Raw genomic sequence first — 14,768 nt, 5'->3', positions numbered from 1 at the left:
AGCGGCCCGATCGCTCCTGCCGAGGCCACCGTGCGCCGGGTCCTGCAGCGGTCCGGCCCGAGACCGGCGATCTTCGCCGACCGTGGACGTGCTGGTCACCGGGCGAACTCTCCGCACACCTCGGTGACCGGCCTGTCGGCGTCGTCAACTGCGGCAGCGAGCGTGTCCGAGGTGGTACCGAGCGCGGAGAGCAACGCGTGCGCGCGTCCCGCGAAGTCCGCAGGAGCGCTCGGGAGTCCTGCAGCGGCCTGCACGTTGCCCTTTCCGTTGGGCACCCAGCACCCAGCACCCAGCACCCAGCACCTGGCACCTGGCACCTGGCACCTGGCACCTGGCATGAGCGTGCAGCGCGTGTACGAGAAGTCCGACCGCGCGGAAGAGGCATCCAGCGACGTAGAAGGCGTCGCCGCGGGCCGCTCCCTTGCGAGCGTCCGCCAGGATGAACGGCGCCTCCACTGCCGGAAGTTGGCGGCCACGTGGGCCAGGAACCCGGGATCCCCGGCGGGAGCCGCATCCGCTGCGCCGATGCCGGCCGCGCCCGCTGTGTCCGTCACGCTCGTCACCTCTCCTGCACCCTCCTCGCCGGCGGGGCCGTTTGCGGGCGGTGCATCACTGGCTCGTGTGCCGGACCCGGTGCAGAACGACGGAGCCGCACCCCATCCTTCTGCCACTCCGGCCGGACGCCCATGTGATAGATGCCACTGAACATCTATTCGTGGGATCGCGGGGACTGGATCTCGCCGGTGTAAGATGACGGATGTAATCTAAAAGCCGGACGGCCTTCGGGTCGAACCTCTTCACGGAAGAACCGACATGAGTACCTACCTGATCAACCACCTGCGTATCCCCGGCGGCGTCCCGAACGAGGAGGGGCTGTCGTACCTGGAGCGGGTCGAGGGCACCGCGCACCCCTTCGGCGGCAAGTGGCTGGCCAACGGCGAGCCCACCGTCATCGAGGGAGGGTGGCAGGGGCTGGTCGTCCTCATGGAGTTCCCCGACCGCGCCGCCGCCGACGCCTGGTACAACTCGCCCGAATACCAGGCGATCCTGCCCTTGCGCCTCAACAACGCGATCGCCGACATCGTGCTGATCGACAGCCTGCCCGAGGACTACACCGTCCGCGGCTTCGCCCAGCAGGTCCGCGCGGCCGTCCTGGCGGCGTCCGGCTCCCAGGGCTGACCTCGCGTGGTGCGGGCGCGGGGCGTCCGCGCGGGCCGGCCAGCGGGCGGGCTGCCGGGGCGCCTTTGCCGCGGACCGTGGCAGGCCGGGTGAACATCCGAGACTACGAAAGGTGAATGATGGGCCGCGTCTCACAGGCTGAAGCGAAGGCCAACCGGGAGCGGGTGGTGGAGGCCGCCTCCCGCCTGATCCGGGAGAAGGGCGTCGCCGAGGTCGGCATCGTCGACGTGATGCAGTCCATCGGTCTCACTCAGGGCGGTTTCTACAAGCAGTTCGCCTCGAAGGGCGCGCTGGTCGACGAGGCAATGGCCAAGGGCCTGGCGGACAACGCCCGGTACCTGGCGTCCATGGATGAGCAGGCCGGCGGGCACGCGGCCGCGTGGCGCTCGCTCGCCGAGACCTACCTCTCCGTCGAGCACCGCGACGACCCCGGCAGCGGCTGCCCGGCGGCCGGCTTCGCCGGGGACACCGCACGTCACCCGGAGCACCGGCGGACCTACGCCGACGGTGTCCGGACGATGGCGGAGTGGATAGCTCCTGGGGACGCCGGACTGGCGGCCCTGGCCGCCCTCGTGGGCGGCATACTGCTCGCCCGCGCCACGACGGGGACCGACCTGTCGGAGCAGATCCTCCGCGCGGTCCGCGAGGCCGTGACCGGAAGCGTCGAAGGCCGCCCGGTCGGCGAAACCGAGTAGCCGGGGCGGGAGCTTGCAGACGTCCGGATGCCGGGCGCCGGGATGGTCCGGCCGCGGGTGCGTCACCCCTCCGCAGCCCCGTCCCACGGTCCCACGAGCGTCCTCGTGGGGGTGCTCAAATCGTTCAGCGTTCATCTTTCACGGCACCACCGTCGAGGAGAACCGATGCTGCGCGACACGCGCGAAAACCTCCTGTCGCCGGGAGCCCACGAAGTCGGCGGGACTCACGCGCCTACCTCCATGAGCGGAACCCATCGCCCGCTCTTCCGGCGGCGGCTGTTGCCGTGGGATGGCGGGCGTGCCGCCACCGCGGTGCACCCCTGGTGCGACGCTCGGGCGAGGGGTCCGAGGCGCTGACGGGATCACCAGAACCGGACCAGCGCGTCAGGCTCGGGAGGAGTGGTGGGGTGCTGGACGCCCTGGTCACGCAGACGTTTCGGGCCCCGGGTAACAGCAGGTCGCCTAGGGTGGTACGCGAGACGGCCAGGGCCGCCACCCCCCACAGGAGAGGCCCCGGCCGTCGCGCGGCACGGGCCGCGCGGCGGCCCGTACTTCCTACAGCGCCGGGGGTGCGGTTTCTGTCACACCCCACCGCGTCACGAGTTAGTTGCATCTTCTACGGACATGGACGGGGAACGGTTTCAGGCCGTAACGTGCGGTTCGCGCCGATCCACGGACAGGTGGACACGAGGCAGGACCAGGCTTGGGCGCGAAGAGGGGTGTCGGTGCTGGGGGACGACGCGGAGCTGACCGCCGCGGTGCTTGCGGCACAGGACGGGGACGAGACCGCTTTCCGTACTGTGTACCGCGCGGTGCACCCACGGCTGCTCGGATACGTCCGGACGCTGGTCGGCGACCCCGACGCGGAGGACGTGGCCTCCGAGGCCTGGCTCCAGATAGCCCGCGACCTGGAGCGGTTCACCGGCGACGCCGACCGCTTCCGCGGCTGGGCCGCCCGCATAGCCCGCAACCGCGCCCTGGACCACATCCGGATGCGGGGCCGCCGCCCCGCCATCGGCGGCGACGAGACGGAGCTGACCGGACACGCCGCCGAGTCCGACACCGCGGGTGAGGCCATCGAGGCGATGGCCACGGACCGCACCCTCTCCCTCATCGCCGGGCTGCCCCAGGACCAGGCCGAGGCCGTCGTCCTCCGGGTCGTCGTCGGCCTCGACGCCAAGACCGCCGCCGACACCCTCGGCAAGCGCCCCGGCGCCGTCCGCACCGCCGCGCACCGCGGGCTGAAGCGGCTCGCGGAGTTGCTCGGCGAGCAGCTCGCCGACGATCCGGAATCCGTCGGAGTGCTCGAAGCCGTCCCCGCCCCGCGGCAACCGCGCGGCCGGGCGGTGACGTCCGCGACTGTGACGCATACGCGCGCGCGGACGCAGAAGGATGTGTGATGGCCGACGAGCAGTACAGGTGGCTGGACCGCGACACGGCGGAGCGTTTGCTGCGCGGAGAGCCGCTCGACACCGTCGGCGCCGACGCCGGTGAACCGGCCCGGAGGCTGGCCGAAGCCCTGGGCGCGATCTCCCCTCCCACCCCGCTGACCAGCGGGGAACTTCCAGGCGAGGAGGCCGCGCTGGCCGCCTTCCGCCAGGTGCGCGCCGAGCGTGCCGGGCAGCGCGCCGCCCTCGGCGCGAGCGACCCCGCAGCCCGTCCCGCCGACGTCGGGCTGGTCCGCGCCGAGGGTCACCGTGCCGTACCGCGCCGCCCGCGCTGGAGCCGCCCCCTGCGGTTCGGGCTGGCCGCCACCCTCACCGTCGGCATGGTCGGCGGGGTCGCCGTGGCGGCCGGAACCGGAGTCCTGCCGACGCCGTTCGAGGACGGTGCGCCGGCACCCGCCAGCTCCGTCTCCGCGGCCGTGACCCCCGAACGCCCGCTGGTCCCACCGTCCTCGGACGGCACCCACCGCGGTGGCACCGGAACCGCGGCCCCCGGCGACGGAGCCACCGCCTCCACCCCCGGCGCCTCCCGCGAGCCCGCCGGGAAGGGCGACACCGGCGACCCGGCCGGCGGCGACCGCGCGACCACGCCCGGCGGCTGGCCGTCCGCCTCCGCCGCCGTCACCTCCGCCTGCCGCGACCTCCGCGACGGCAAGAGCCTCGACGCCAGCCGCCGACGCGCCCTTGAGGGGGCGGCGGGCGGCCCGTCCCGCGTCCCGAAGTTCTGCGACCACGCCCTGAAGAAGAACACCCCGGACCTCCCCGAAACCCCCGCCACCACGGCCGAGGAGAACGGCGATGACAGCCGCGGTGACGACAACGGCGACCAGGAGAAGGCCGACGGGGACCAGGGCAAGGGGGAGAAGGACGAAGGCAAGAGCAAGGACGACAGCGAGGACAAGGGCGAGGACGAGGGCAACGGCAAGGGTCACCGTGCTCCGTGAGCGTTCGCTACCTGTGCTTTCGTCCCGCGTCTGAGATTCCCTCCCGAAGGGTGTGACACTTTCGGCCCTCCAGACGCAGTAATGAGTGAGCCGACTGGTCATCGGCTCCGCGGCACAGAGCCGGGGTTCCCCCCGTACCCAGGGCTCGTGCATCTCGGCGCGGGCGGGACACGTTCCCCCGGTCCCGCCCGCGCCCCAGAAGAAGCCAGCACCCCGAGACGCGCCCCCCACCAGCAGAACCTCACCAGTGGATGACGACCTTGTCGCCGTTCCTGACCTGACCGTAGAGATCCGCGATCGCCGCCTCGTCCCGCACGTTGACGCACCCGTGGGACGCGCCCGCGTACCCCTGCGCCGCGAAGTCCGACGAGAAGTGCACGGCCTGCCCGCCGCTGAAGAACATGGCGTACGGCATGGGGGAGTCGTAGAGCGTGGACACATGGTGCCGGGACTTCCAGTAGACCTCGAACACGCCCTCCCGGGTGGGGGTGTACTCGGAGCCGAACCGCACCGGCATCACCGACACCGTCCGGCCGTCGACCATCCAGCGCAGGGTGCGGCTGGACTTGCTGACGCACAGCACCCGCCCCGTCAGACAGCGCGGGTCGGGCGCGTCGGCGGGCTGGCCGCCCATCAGGTACAGCTCCCACCTGCCCGGTTCCCGGGTCATCCCCAGCAGCCGCTCCCAGGTGACGGTGTCGGTCGCGCCGGTCGTGGGCAGCCCGCGCTTGTCCTGGAAGCCGCGTACGGCCTGCTCGGTCAGGTCGTCGTAGGTGCCGGTCGGTCCGTCGTAGAGCCACTCGATCTGGCGGAGCCGGGCCTGGAGTTCGCGTACGCCCGGGCCGCTGGCACCGCGCGCGTAGAGCACCCGCGGCGCGGCGGCGGGGGCGGACGTGGTGCCGCCCTTCGACGGTGTCGGCGCGGTCGACGGCGTCTCGAACCGCACCGGCGGCACCGGCTTCCCGTCCGGCCCGGTGGGCTGGACCGTGCAGCCCGCCACCGTCGCCACCAGCAGGGCGAGCGCGGCGGTGAGGTACGGCCTCGTGGTCCTCATGCCCTGGATCCTTCCCCGTCCGTGACGGCGGGCCAACCACGGGGCATCGTTGTGAGGAAGGTCCCAGCGTGGAGCACTCCACCGGGCGCACGGCCGCCGCTACAGTCCGTGGCGAAGGGACGGCCGTACTGGCGAGTAACCCAAGTAACGCGGAGGCGCACCATGGCACGCGAGTCGGAGTCCGGACTCCCCATCGAGCCGGTCTACGGTCCGGACGACCTCGAGGGCTGGGACCCGGCTCGGAAGCTGGGTGAGCCGGGCTCGTACCCGTACACGCGCGGTGTCTACCCCTCGATGTACACGGGCCGCCCCTGGACGATGCGCCAGTACGCCGGTTTCGGCACCGCGGCGGAGTCCAACGCCCGCTACCAGCAGCTGATCGCCAACGGCACCATGGGCCTGTCGGTCGCCTTCGACCTGCCCACCCAGATGGGCCACGACTCGGACGCCCCGATCGCGCACGGCGAGGTCGGCAAGGTCGGCGTGGCGATCGACTCCGTCGACGACATGCGGGTGCTGTTCGGCGGGATCCCGCTGGACAAGGTCTCGACGTCGATGACGATCAACGCCCCCGCCGCCCTGCTGCTGCTCCTCTACCAACTCGTCGCCGAGGAGCAGGGCGTCAGCGCGGACAAGCTCACCGGCACGATCCAGAACGACGTGCTGAAGGAGTACATCGCGCGCGGGACGTACATCTTCCCGCCGAAGCCGTCGCTGCGGCTGATCGCCGACATCTTCAAGTACTGCAAGGCCGAGATCCCCAAGTGGAACACCATCTCGATCTCCGGCTACCACATGGCCGAGGCGGGCGCGTCGCCCGCGCAGGAGATCGCGTTCACGCTGGCCGACGGCATCGAGTACGTCCGGACGGCGGTCGCGGCCGGGATGGACGTCGACGACTTCGCGCCCCGCCTCTCCTTCTTCTTCGTCGCCCGGACGACGATCCTCGAAGAGGTCGCCAAGTTCCGCGCCGCCCGCCGGATCTGGGCGCGGGTGATGAAGGAGGAGTTCGGCGCCAAGAACCCCAAGTCGCTGATGCTGCGCTTCCACACCCAGACCGCGGGCGTGCAGCTCACCGCCCAGCAGCCCGAGGTGAACCTCGTCCGGGTCGCCGTCCAGGGGCTCGCGGCGGTCCTCGGCGGCACCCAGTCGCTGCACACCAACAGCTTCGACGAGGCCATCGCGCTGCCCACCGACAAGTCCGCCCGGCTCGCGCTGCGCACCCAGCAGGTCCTCGCCTACGAGACGGACGTGACGGCGACCGTCGACCCGTTCGCCGGGTCCTACGTCATCGAGAAGATGACCGACGACGTCGAGGCCGCGACGCTGGAGCTGATGCGCAAGGTCGAGGACCTCGGCGGCGCGGTCAACGCCATCGAGCACGGCTTCCAGAAGGGCGAGATCGAGCGCAGCGCCTACCGCATCGCCCAGGAGACCGACAGCGGCGAGCGGGTCGTCGTCGGCGTCAACCGCTTCCAGCTCGACGAGGAGGAGCCGTACGAGCCGCTGCGCGTCGACCCGGCCATCGAGGCGCAGCAGGCGGAGCGGCTGGCGAAGCTGCGCGCCGAGCGCGACCAGGGGGCCGTGGACGCCGCCCTGGCCGCGCTGAAGAAGGCCGCCGAGGGCGAGGACAACGTCCTGTACCCGATGAAGGACGCGCTGCGGGCGCGGGCGACGGTGGGCGAGGTGTGCAACGCGCTGCGGGAGGTGTGGGGGACGTACGTCCCGAGCGACGCCTTCTGACCTGGGCGATTCCCTCGCGGGGACGACCGGGGGCGGAGACCGCCCGCCTCCGGTCACGCTCGTGAGGAGTGGGCCCCGACAAGGAGGACGCCACGGCCTACCACAGCGGGAGCTGACCCCGGGCGTGCGACACTCCTGTCCATGTTCGGTGTCATCGACCTCCCCACGTACCTCGCGGGCCTGATCCTCATCGTCCTGCTGCCCGGCCCCAACTCCCTCTACGTCCTCTCCGTGGCCGCCCGGCGCGGGGTGCGGGCCGGGTACACGGCCGCGGCCGGGGTCTGGTGCGGGGACACCGTGCTGATGACGCTGTCGGCGGCCGGGGTGGCCTCGCTGCTCCAGGCCAACGCCGTGCTGTTCGGGATCGTGAAGTACGCGGGCGCCGGGTACCTGACCTGGCTCGCGGTCGGGATGCTGCGGGCGGCGTGGGGGACGTGGCGGGCGCGGCGGTCGCCGGTCGCCGACGCCGCGCCGGAGTCCGCCGCCGATGAGCGGCCGTACCGCAGGGCGCTGGTGATCAGCCTCTTCAACCCCAAGGCGATCCTGTTCTTCGTCGCCTTCTTCGTGCAGTTCGTGGACCCGGGGTACGCCTATCCGGCGCTCTCCTTCGTCGTCCTGGGGACGTTGGCGCAGCTCGCCAGCTTCCTCTACCTGACGGCGCTGATATTCAGCGGCACCAGGCTGGCCGCCGCGTTCCGCCGCCGCAGGCGCCTGTCGGCGGGGGCGACCTCGGCGGCGGGGGCGCTGTTCCTGGGGTTCGCGGTGAAGCTGTCGCTGGCGAGCACGTAGCTCACGACCGGGCGGGCGGGCGCCGTGCCGCGCGGGCGTTGACCAGGGCGCGGGTGAGCAGGGGCGGCAGCAGGTCGACGGCGAGCCGGCGGGCGCGGCCGCGGGGGCGTCGGCGCGGCGCGGCGGGCGGCGCGGGCTGACGCGTCACCGGCACCAGCACGGGTACCGGCGTCTGCGCCTGTGGCCGCGCCGGTTCCGGGGTCTCCGGTGGCGACTGGCCGTACCGGGAGAGGGGGAACGGCGGGGCCTGCGTCTCCCGGGTGGCCTTGAGGCGGATCAGGCGGTGGCCGGCCGCCCCCTGCACGCTCAGGTGGCAGTCGTCCCGGCCGCGCGCCATGGCCAGCAGCTCCTCCTGGACGGGCTCCGGGTCGCCCCAGGTGCCGTACAGCTTCTGGGTGCTCAGGCAGATCGGGCGCAGCCCCCGGTTGAGCACGGCCTCCCAGGCGGCGACGGAGACGCCGGGGGTGTGCTCGGAGCGGAAGTCGTCCAGGACGACCACCCCGTCCGGGAGCAGTACGTCCCGGGCGGCGCCGATGTCGCCGTACACGTGGTCGTAGAGGTGGGAGCCGTCGATGTGCGCGAACCGGCAGGAGCCCGCGGGCACCTCGGCGGGGACCAGGGAGCTGGGGCCCTGGAGGATCCGCGGGAGGTCGTCGTGGAAGGCGAGGTAGTTCGTCTCGAAGGCGCGCCGGGTGAGCGTGGCGTACGACGTGCGGGACTCGGCCTGGTTGGCGTCGTCGGGGGCGTCGCCCTCGAAGAGGTCGCACACCGTGTACCGCTCGCCGGGCCGCAGGTGGCGGCCGAGGAAGATCGCGCTCTTGCCCATGAAGACCCCGACCTCCAGCAGGTCGCCCCGGGTGCCGAGGGCCTCCTGCCGGTCGAGGAGCCAGGCGAAGAGCATCTGGTCGAGTACGGGGAACCAGCCGCGGACGTCGTCGAGACGGCGGGGCGGCGGCGTCGGGTCCGCCGTCTGGCCCGGGGGGCCGCTCGGGGCGTCGTGGCGCACGGCGCTGTGTGCGTTGCTCATGTGCGGGAGCACTTCCTTCTGCGGGATGCGGTCAGGAACTGCTCAGTGACTGCCCGTTGAAAATGGAGCAAACCTCCCAAAACGAGAAAATAAGGCTAATTTCGCTCGATCAGTGCCTTGCGCAGGGCCGGGGTCGCCCGGCGCTCCACGTGCCGGTGGAGCAGCCAGGCCAGGGCCAGCATCGCGGTGAGGGTGGCGGCGAAGGTGGCCCAGGACGGGACGCCGAGGTCCTGGTGGAGCACCTTGATGACGACCCAGCCCAGGTGCTCGTGGACCAGGTAGAACGGGTACGTCAGGGCGCCCGCGACCGTCAGCCAGCGCCAGTTCGCCCAGTCCAGCCAGCCCAGCGCGATGGCGAGGACGGCCGCGAAGCCGAAGGTGACGATGAGGACGACGACCGTGGCCGAGCGGTAGGAGAACTGCCCGGGGTGGTCGCCGTGCCAGAGGTGGGACACCGCGATGTGCTGTCCGGTCAGCCAGCTCACCGCCAGCAGGCCCCAGGCGGTGAGGTCGCGGCGGTCCCGGTGGATGAGGTGGAGCGCGATGCCGCCGATGAAGAAGGGCGCGTACTCCGGCATCAGCAGCACCTCCAGGAACGGTTCCCCGGACGCCTGGGTGAGCGCCGCCGCCAGGGTCCACACCGCGCAGAACAGCACGACCCGGCGGCGGTCGGCGCCCGGCAGCACGACACACAGGGCGAACAGCGCGTAGAAGCGGATCTCCACCCACAGCGTCCAGTCCACGCCGAGCACCCGGTGCGCGCCGAGCGGTTCCTGGAGCAGGGTCAGGTTCAGCAGCGCCTCGCTCGGGGTGACCGCGTCGTACGCCACCGCGGGCAGCGCGAACACGGCGGTGACCAGGGCGACGGCGACCCAGTAGGCGGGCATCAGGCGGGCGGCGCGGGAGGCGAAGAAGGACCGCAGCGGGCGGCCCCAGCCGCTCATGCAGATCACGAAACCGCTGATCACGAAGAAGATGTGCACCCCGAGCGGGCCGTACGCGAACACCGTGTGCAGCGTCGGGAACTGCGTCCGCGGTGACGTCCCCCAGGCCCGGCTGACGTCACCGCCCCGGCCGCCGTAGTGGTACAGCGCCACCATCAGCGCGGCCAGCAGCCGCAGCCCGTCCAGGGCGCGCAGCCTGCCGCCGGAGCCCCGTGCGCGGTGTGGCGCGGGCGCGGGGGCGGGGACGCCGGGCGCGGTGGCCGTCACCGACGGCTGTGTGGTGTTCACGACCGTCTCGGTCACGCTGGCACCTCTCGGGGTCCGCCGGGCTGGAACACCCCGACCTTAGGGCGCCGTGTCACGCACCTCCGTTCGAAGAGGTGGCGATTTGCGGGACCCACCCGCACAGTTCACCTGAAGGTCGTACAGGTTGCGCTCAGGTGGCCCTCAGGAACGCCGAGTGCGCCGCCTTGCCCAGGTAGGTGAACCGCGTCTCCCGCGCCAGGTGCTTGTCCACGGCGTCCTTCACGCCGGGCCACCTGGCGTCGCCGAAGTCGTCGAGGACGACCACCGCGCCGGGGGCGGCGATCTCCTCGGCCCACTGGAGGTCGGCGAGGACGCCCGCCAGGGAGTGGTCGCCGTCGATGACGATGACGCCGTAGGCGCGGTCGGAAACGGCCGCACGGGTGTCGGGGTCCTCGGAGAAGCCCCGCTGGACGCGGGCCGCCGCGCCCGCCGGACCGGCCAGGGCGAGGTTGGTGCGCACGGCGTGCTCGTCGACGGGGGCGCCGGTGGGGTCGGGGCGGCGGTCGGTGCCGGGCTGGAGCTGTACCCCGGCGAACGGGTCGACGATGGTCACGCCGGGGCTGCGGCCGTCGCGCTCCATCATCCGCACCAGCCCGGCGGAGAACATGCCGTACAGCGTGCCGATCTCCAGGATCTCGTCGTTCGGCGGGTCGAGCAGCGGTATGGCCGCCAGCTTGCCGCAGATGTTCATGGTGCCCCCGGCGATCCGGCCCACCCCGAGCGACTCCAGCGCGATCAGCAGCCGGTAGGCGGTGGCGACGCCCCGGACGGCGGACTCCCGGTCCCCGACCAGCTCCGTCAGCTCGGTGTGCAGCCGCTCCAGGGGGCCCTTGTAGACGGTCCGGGAGAGGCCCCGGCCGCCGGGGCCCAGGAGCATGTCGACGGCGAGCTGGTGGCCCCCGGCCCGCTCCACGGCCTCCCGCAGCCGTTCCAGCTGGGCGGAGTTGTCGGCCGCCGCCGAGCGGAGCCGTCGGTCGATGCGCTGGTCGACGAGGTCGGCGACCGGGCGCAGCAGGCGCCGGGAGGCCGAGCTGGTGAGCAGGGAACGCCTTTTCATCGTGCGAAGACCTCGATCCGTCGTAAGTCGCTTCGGAGTGGCGCGGTTCGCGGTGGGGGAAAGGCCGGGGGCGGGGCGCTGACCGGCCGGTCAGCCGAGCAGACGACGCAGGTTCAGCCTCCCCCACAGCAGGCTGGCGGCGAACGACAGCGTCATGACGGCGGCCAGCAGGCCGACCAGCAGCAGGGCCGCCGCCGGTGCGGACAGGTCCGCCGAGACCAGGGGGGTGACCAGTTCCTCCACGAAGAGGACGTGCACCATGTACGCGCCGAGCGCGGCACCGGCCAGCTTGCGCAGCAGCGGGCGGCGCCTCTCGGGGACGCGGACCCTGCTGACCAGCAGCAGCACGCAGACGCTCATCACCGCCACGAACAGGTGCGCGTTGGGGATGACGTAGTGGACCTGCGTGTTGTACCAGAGGCACCCGGCCATCGTGACCGGCAGCAGCGCGACCAGCGGCCAGCGCCAGCGCACGGTCCCGGCGGGGAGGCTGAACAGCAGCGCGCCGCCGACCGCGTACACCAGGGAGTAGGTGCCGAAGCCCCAGGCCACCGTGGGCAGTTCGTGGTCGGTGACCTCGGTGAGGGTGCTCAGCACGCTCGGCGCGACCGCGATGGCGAACAGCACCGCGCCCAACCGCCAGGGCCGCTGTCCCGCCCGGATGAGGGAGGCGAAGGCCAGCAGCGCGATGATCGGGATGTAGGTGTACATGAACCACAGGTGGTACGCGGGCTGCACCGAGCCGAAGAGGGAGTCGACCGCCAGGTCGGTCATGGGCTCGTCGTTGCGGTTCCGCAGCCAGGCCCAGGCCAGGTAGACCGCCGTCCACGCGAAGAGCGGCACGGTGTTGCGGACGAGCCGCTTCCCCATGCGGCCGCTGTCCCGCGGCGGGGCGCCGGACAGCACGGCCCAGCCCGCGATGGCGAAGTACATCGGGACGGCGAACGGGTTGACCGCCTCGGCCACGTGCCCGACCCAGTAGGACCCGGCCCCCTCGGCCGAGTCGTTCCCGGTGGCCCGGATGAACTGGGCGCCGACATGGCCCAGCATCACGGTGGCGGAGCAGATCAGCCGCATCAGGTCGACGTCGAAGCGGTGCTCCCGCGCCTCGGCGCCGGCCCCCGAGGGGGCGCTGCTCTGCTGTGGCAGACGTACGGCGGTCTCGTTCGGCACCGCGGAACTCCCAGGTGTCTTCGTCGTGCGGGGATCGGGGGTGGGGCTCTGGCGGCCCGGGGTCACTTCTTCGCGCCGCGGCGGACGGCGGAGCGCACCGCTCTGCGCGCGCGCCGCACCCGCAGCCGCGCCCGGACCTGCGGGCTGCTGCCGGGCAGGTCCAGCTCGGCCAGCCGCAGTTCGGGGAAGTAGTAGCCGGGGCTGTCCGCCAGGTGGTCGCGCAGCCACCGCTCGGTCGGCTCCCGCAGGCTGGCGTACGTCTTGGGCTGCATGGCGTAGCCGATCGCCCGGACCAGCGGCGGCAGTGACTCGGGCGCCGTGCCGACCAGGGCCGGGGTGGTGTCGCCGCGCTCCAGGTCGGGCACCAGGTGGTCGACGACGGCCAGCGGTACCCGGTTGCTGTTCGGGTAGGGCTTGAGCCGCCGCATCACCAGCGCGGTGCCGACCCGGCCGACCGGGACGCCGTAGTAGGCGGAGGCGGTCACCATGGCCGTGGAGAAGCAGCCGACGACGAGTTCGGGGGCGCACTGCTGGTAGAGCGTCTCGGCCAGCAGGGGCGCGTCCAGCACGGTGAGCCGTACGCCCGCCTCCGCGGCGGCCTTGCTGAGGGCGGCCGAGTAGCTGGCGGGGGCGGTGGGGTGGGGCTTGAAGACCACGGACCGGTGCCCGGCCCGCGCGGCGGCGGTGAGCATCCGGACGTGCAGGTCCTCTTCCTCCCGCGGGCTGAGGACGTCGATGGCGGCCAGGTACTGGCCCAGCAGCACCGCCGTGGGCGCCGCGTCGAGGACGGGCGTCAGCCGCGGGTCGTCGGCGGCGTCCCGCGAGATCTCGTCGAGGACCGCGCGGAACGCGTCGTCCGGGACGACCTCGGGCGCCACGCCGTACTCGGAGAGCAGCAGCGGCGTCAGACCGGGGATCAGGTCGAGGTGCAGCAGCCGCCGGATGCGGCTGGCGATGGTCAGCGGCAGCTTGTCCCGGGTGGGGCCGTAGCTCATCAGGCCGTCGGCGTACACGTGGACGGCGCTCTCGGAGAAGATCGCGGTCAGCGCGCGGGCCGGGTTCACCTGGATCGACTCGACGACGAGGTCGACCAGGTCGTGTTCGTCGATGCCCCAGGCCAGGCGGAACGCCCTCTGCCAGATCACGGTGTCGTGGCCGCGGGGGCCCCAGGCGCTGGGGTGGAACGGGCGTATCGCCTCGTTCCAGCTGAGGACCGCGTCGAAGCGGGCGGCTATGCGGGCGTACCCGTGCATCTCGTCCAGGCGCAGCGCGGTCTCCGGTATCGCCGCGTTGTGGGAGACCAGCAGGACGCGGCGGACGTCCCCGCGCGGCCCGAACCGGCCCGCGTCGAGCGCGGCGGCCAGGGTGGCGGCCCCGTACAGGGTCGAGACCTGGAATATCTGGGTGCGGTGGGGCATGGGTCAGGCAGCCTTCCGCCCGTCACGCAGGCGGCTGAGCAACCTGCCTCGGGTCCTGTCGATGGTGCGGAGGGTCTCCGCGAGTTCCCGCTCGGGCATCCGGTGCAGCGCGGCGCGCGCCTCCCGTCGCAGCCGCTGGGCCGCCGACGCCTCGTACTCGTCCGCCTTGCCGACGTGGAAGGCGATCATCGCGCAGTACGTCCGCACCGCCTTGAGCAGGAAGCGGTCGCTCTCGGCGTCCTCGCGCACGTCCTTCAGGAGGGCGTCGTACGCCGGGATGAAGTCCAGTTGGCGGTCGTCCTTGACCTGGGTGAGCGAGGTGGCGACGCCGCGCCGGTAGAACACGCCGTTCAGGCCGAGGGAGGCGTAGCTGCGGGCCCTCAGGTGCAGGCGCCAGATCCACAGCCGGTCCTCGGCGGTGCGCAGCCGGGTCTCGTAGCGCATGGCACCGTCGTCGAAGAGGTGCCGGCGGTAGATCCCCGCCCAGACGAAGGGGTAGTCGACCATCGTCTCGGTGTCGGCGGGCGCGATGCCGTCGCGGGGGTCCATCACGGCGTTGCGCACCCGCGCCGGGGGCCGCCGGATTACCCGCTGGGTGCCGGTGGCCTGGACGTGGTCGGTGCGGGCGAAGTCGCAGCCCAGTTCCTCTATGGCGCGCACCAGTTCGGCGAGGTGTCCGGGGCCGTACCAGTCGTCACCGTCGAGGAAGGTGAGGAACTCGCCGTCCGCCGCGTCGATTCCGCTGTTGCGGGCGTGGGCTATGCCCCTGTTCTGGTCGTGCCGGATCACCGTGCAGTTCGGCAGCTTCTCCGCCCAGCGGTCGATCGCCCAGGGGGTGGAGTCCGTCGAACAGTCGTCGATGATCAGGAACTCGAATTCCGGGTCCGCGTTGTTGGCGAGACTTCGCAGAGTGGCCTCGGCGAAAGCCCCCACATTGTGCATGGGGACGACAACGGACAGTCTGGGCACGCGGGCCTCTCACGTTCGGGGGATG

General features: G+C 72.3%; 13 protein-coding genes. 6 read left to right on the top strand and 7 right to left on the bottom strand.

Translation table 11 applies throughout. The annotated features are described in order from the left end of the window. Nucleotides 1–813 precede the first annotated feature (813 nt). The 4 genes from ABZ659_RS17645 (at nt 814) to ABZ659_RS17630 (ending at nt 4,263) form a co-directional block, all read left to right on the top strand. Nucleotides 814–1,179 carry a DUF1330 domain-containing protein gene (locus tag ABZ659_RS17645; RefSeq protein WP_360220170.1) on the top strand — a complete coding sequence of 122 codons (366 nt, stop codon included), beginning with the start codon at nt 814–816 and terminating at the stop codon, nt 1,177–1,179. A gap of 116 nt (nt 1,180–1,295) precedes the next feature. Next, nucleotides 1,296–1,874: a TetR/AcrR family transcriptional regulator gene (locus tag ABZ659_RS17640; protein WP_360220167.1), complete on the top strand. Its 579-nt coding sequence runs from the start codon at nt 1,296–1,298 to the stop codon at nt 1,872–1,874. Between the two features lie 725 nt (nt 1,875–2,599). Continuing rightward, nucleotides 2,600–3,274, top strand: coding sequence for an RNA polymerase sigma factor (locus ABZ659_RS17635; protein WP_360220164.1), 675 nt, complete (start codon nt 2,600–2,602; stop codon nt 3,272–3,274). After that, entirely contained in the window at nt 3,274–4,263 is a 990-nt protein-coding gene (locus ABZ659_RS17630; protein ID WP_360220161.1) for a hypothetical protein, read from the top strand. The genes ABZ659_RS17635 and ABZ659_RS17630 overlap by 1 nt, the downstream gene beginning before the upstream one ends. A gap of 241 nt (nt 4,264–4,504) precedes the next feature. On the opposite strand, the gene ABZ659_RS17625 is transcribed toward ABZ659_RS17630, so the two are convergent. Next, nucleotides 4,505–5,317: a L,D-transpeptidase family protein gene (locus tag ABZ659_RS17625; RefSeq protein ID WP_360220158.1), complete on the bottom strand. Its 813-nt coding sequence runs from the start codon at nt 5,315–5,317 to the stop codon at nt 4,505–4,507. A gap of 162 nt (nt 5,318–5,479) precedes the next feature. Here ABZ659_RS17625 and ABZ659_RS17620 point away from each other — a divergent pair, with 162 nt between their 5' ends. Together ABZ659_RS17620 and leuE are read left to right on the top strand one after the other, a co-directional pair. Continuing rightward, entirely contained in the window at nt 5,480–7,060 is a 1,581-nt protein-coding gene (locus ABZ659_RS17620; RefSeq protein WP_360220155.1) for a methylmalonyl-CoA mutase family protein, read from the top strand. Between the two features lie 141 nt (nt 7,061–7,201). Then, entirely contained in the window at nt 7,202–7,849 is a 648-nt protein-coding gene (gene leuE / locus ABZ659_RS17615) for a leucine efflux protein LeuE (protein WP_360220152.1), read from the top strand. A 1-nt stretch (nt 7,850) separates the two neighbouring features. On the opposite strand, the gene ABZ659_RS17610 is transcribed toward leuE, so the two are convergent. From ABZ659_RS17610 to ABZ659_RS17585, 6 genes are all read right to left on the bottom strand, one after another. Continuing rightward, entirely contained in the window at nt 7,851–8,750 is a 900-nt protein-coding gene (locus ABZ659_RS17610; protein WP_360220524.1) for a class I SAM-dependent methyltransferase, read from the bottom strand. A gap of 221 nt (nt 8,751–8,971) precedes the next feature. After that, on the bottom strand, nt 8,972–10,123 hold the full coding sequence (locus tag ABZ659_RS17605) for an acyltransferase (RefSeq protein ID WP_360220149.1): 1,152 nt from the start codon (nt 10,121–10,123) through the stop codon (nt 8,972–8,974). 133 nt (nt 10,124–10,256) lie between these two features. Next, nucleotides 10,257–11,183, bottom strand: coding sequence for a class I SAM-dependent methyltransferase (locus ABZ659_RS17600; RefSeq protein ID WP_360220146.1), 927 nt, complete (start codon nt 11,181–11,183; stop codon nt 10,257–10,259). Nucleotides 11,184–11,273: 90 nt separating this feature from the next. Then, nucleotides 11,274–12,356 carry an acyltransferase gene (locus ABZ659_RS17595; protein WP_360220143.1) on the bottom strand — a complete coding sequence of 361 codons (1,083 nt, stop codon included), beginning with the start codon at nt 12,354–12,356 and terminating at the stop codon, nt 11,274–11,276. A 62-nt stretch (nt 12,357–12,418) separates the two neighbouring features. Then, nucleotides 12,419–13,774 carry a polysialyltransferase family glycosyltransferase gene (locus ABZ659_RS17590; RefSeq protein ID WP_360220140.1) on the bottom strand — a complete coding sequence of 452 codons (1,356 nt, stop codon included), beginning with the start codon at nt 13,772–13,774 and terminating at the stop codon, nt 12,419–12,421. Between the two features lie 3 nt (nt 13,775–13,777). Further along, complete coding sequence (locus ABZ659_RS17585; RefSeq protein WP_360220137.1) at nt 13,778–14,743, bottom strand: glycosyltransferase family 2 protein; 966 nt, start codon at nt 14,741–14,743, stop codon at nt 13,778–13,780. Nucleotides 14,744–14,768: the final 25 nt, after the last annotated feature.

The sequence above is a fragment of the Streptomyces sp. NPDC006997 genome, from assembly GCF_040635175.1.
In the GTDB taxonomy this organism is placed as follows: Bacteria; Actinomycetota; Actinomycetes; order Streptomycetales; family Streptomycetaceae; genus Streptomyces.
This window is presented reverse-complemented; position numbering and strand designations above follow the sequence as displayed.

What these genes read in the sequence shown, in the direction of transcription:
- ABZ659_RS17645 (WP_360220170.1), top strand. Translation starts at nt 814, where the DNA reads ATGAGTACCTACCTGATCAACCACCTGCGTATCCCCGGCGGCGTCCCG.
- ABZ659_RS17640 (WP_360220167.1), top strand. Translation starts at nt 1,296, where the DNA reads ATGATGGGCCGCGTCTCACAGGCTGAAGCGAAGGCCAACCGGGAGCGG.
- ABZ659_RS17630 (WP_360220161.1), top strand. Translation starts at nt 3,274, where the DNA reads ATGGCCGACGAGCAGTACAGGTGGCTGGACCGCGACACGGCGGAGCGT.
- ABZ659_RS17625 (WP_360220158.1), bottom strand. Translation starts at nt 5,317, where the DNA reads ATGAGGACCACGAGGCCGTACCTCACCGCCGCGCTCGCCCTGCTGGTG.
- ABZ659_RS17620 (WP_360220155.1), top strand. Translation starts at nt 5,480, where the DNA reads ATGGCACGCGAGTCGGAGTCCGGACTCCCCATCGAGCCGGTCTACGGT.
- leuE (WP_360220152.1), top strand. Translation starts at nt 7,202, where the DNA reads ATGTTCGGTGTCATCGACCTCCCCACGTACCTCGCGGGCCTGATCCTC.
- ABZ659_RS17610 (WP_360220524.1), bottom strand. Translation starts at nt 8,750, where the DNA reads ATGCTCTTCGCCTGGCTCCTCGACCGGCAGGAGGCCCTCGGCACCCGG.
- ABZ659_RS17600 (WP_360220146.1), bottom strand. Translation starts at nt 11,183, where the DNA reads ATGAAAAGGCGTTCCCTGCTCACCAGCTCGGCCTCCCGGCGCCTGCTG.
- ABZ659_RS17590 (WP_360220140.1), bottom strand. Translation starts at nt 13,774, where the DNA reads ATGCCCCACCGCACCCAGATATTCCAGGTCTCGACCCTGTACGGGGCC.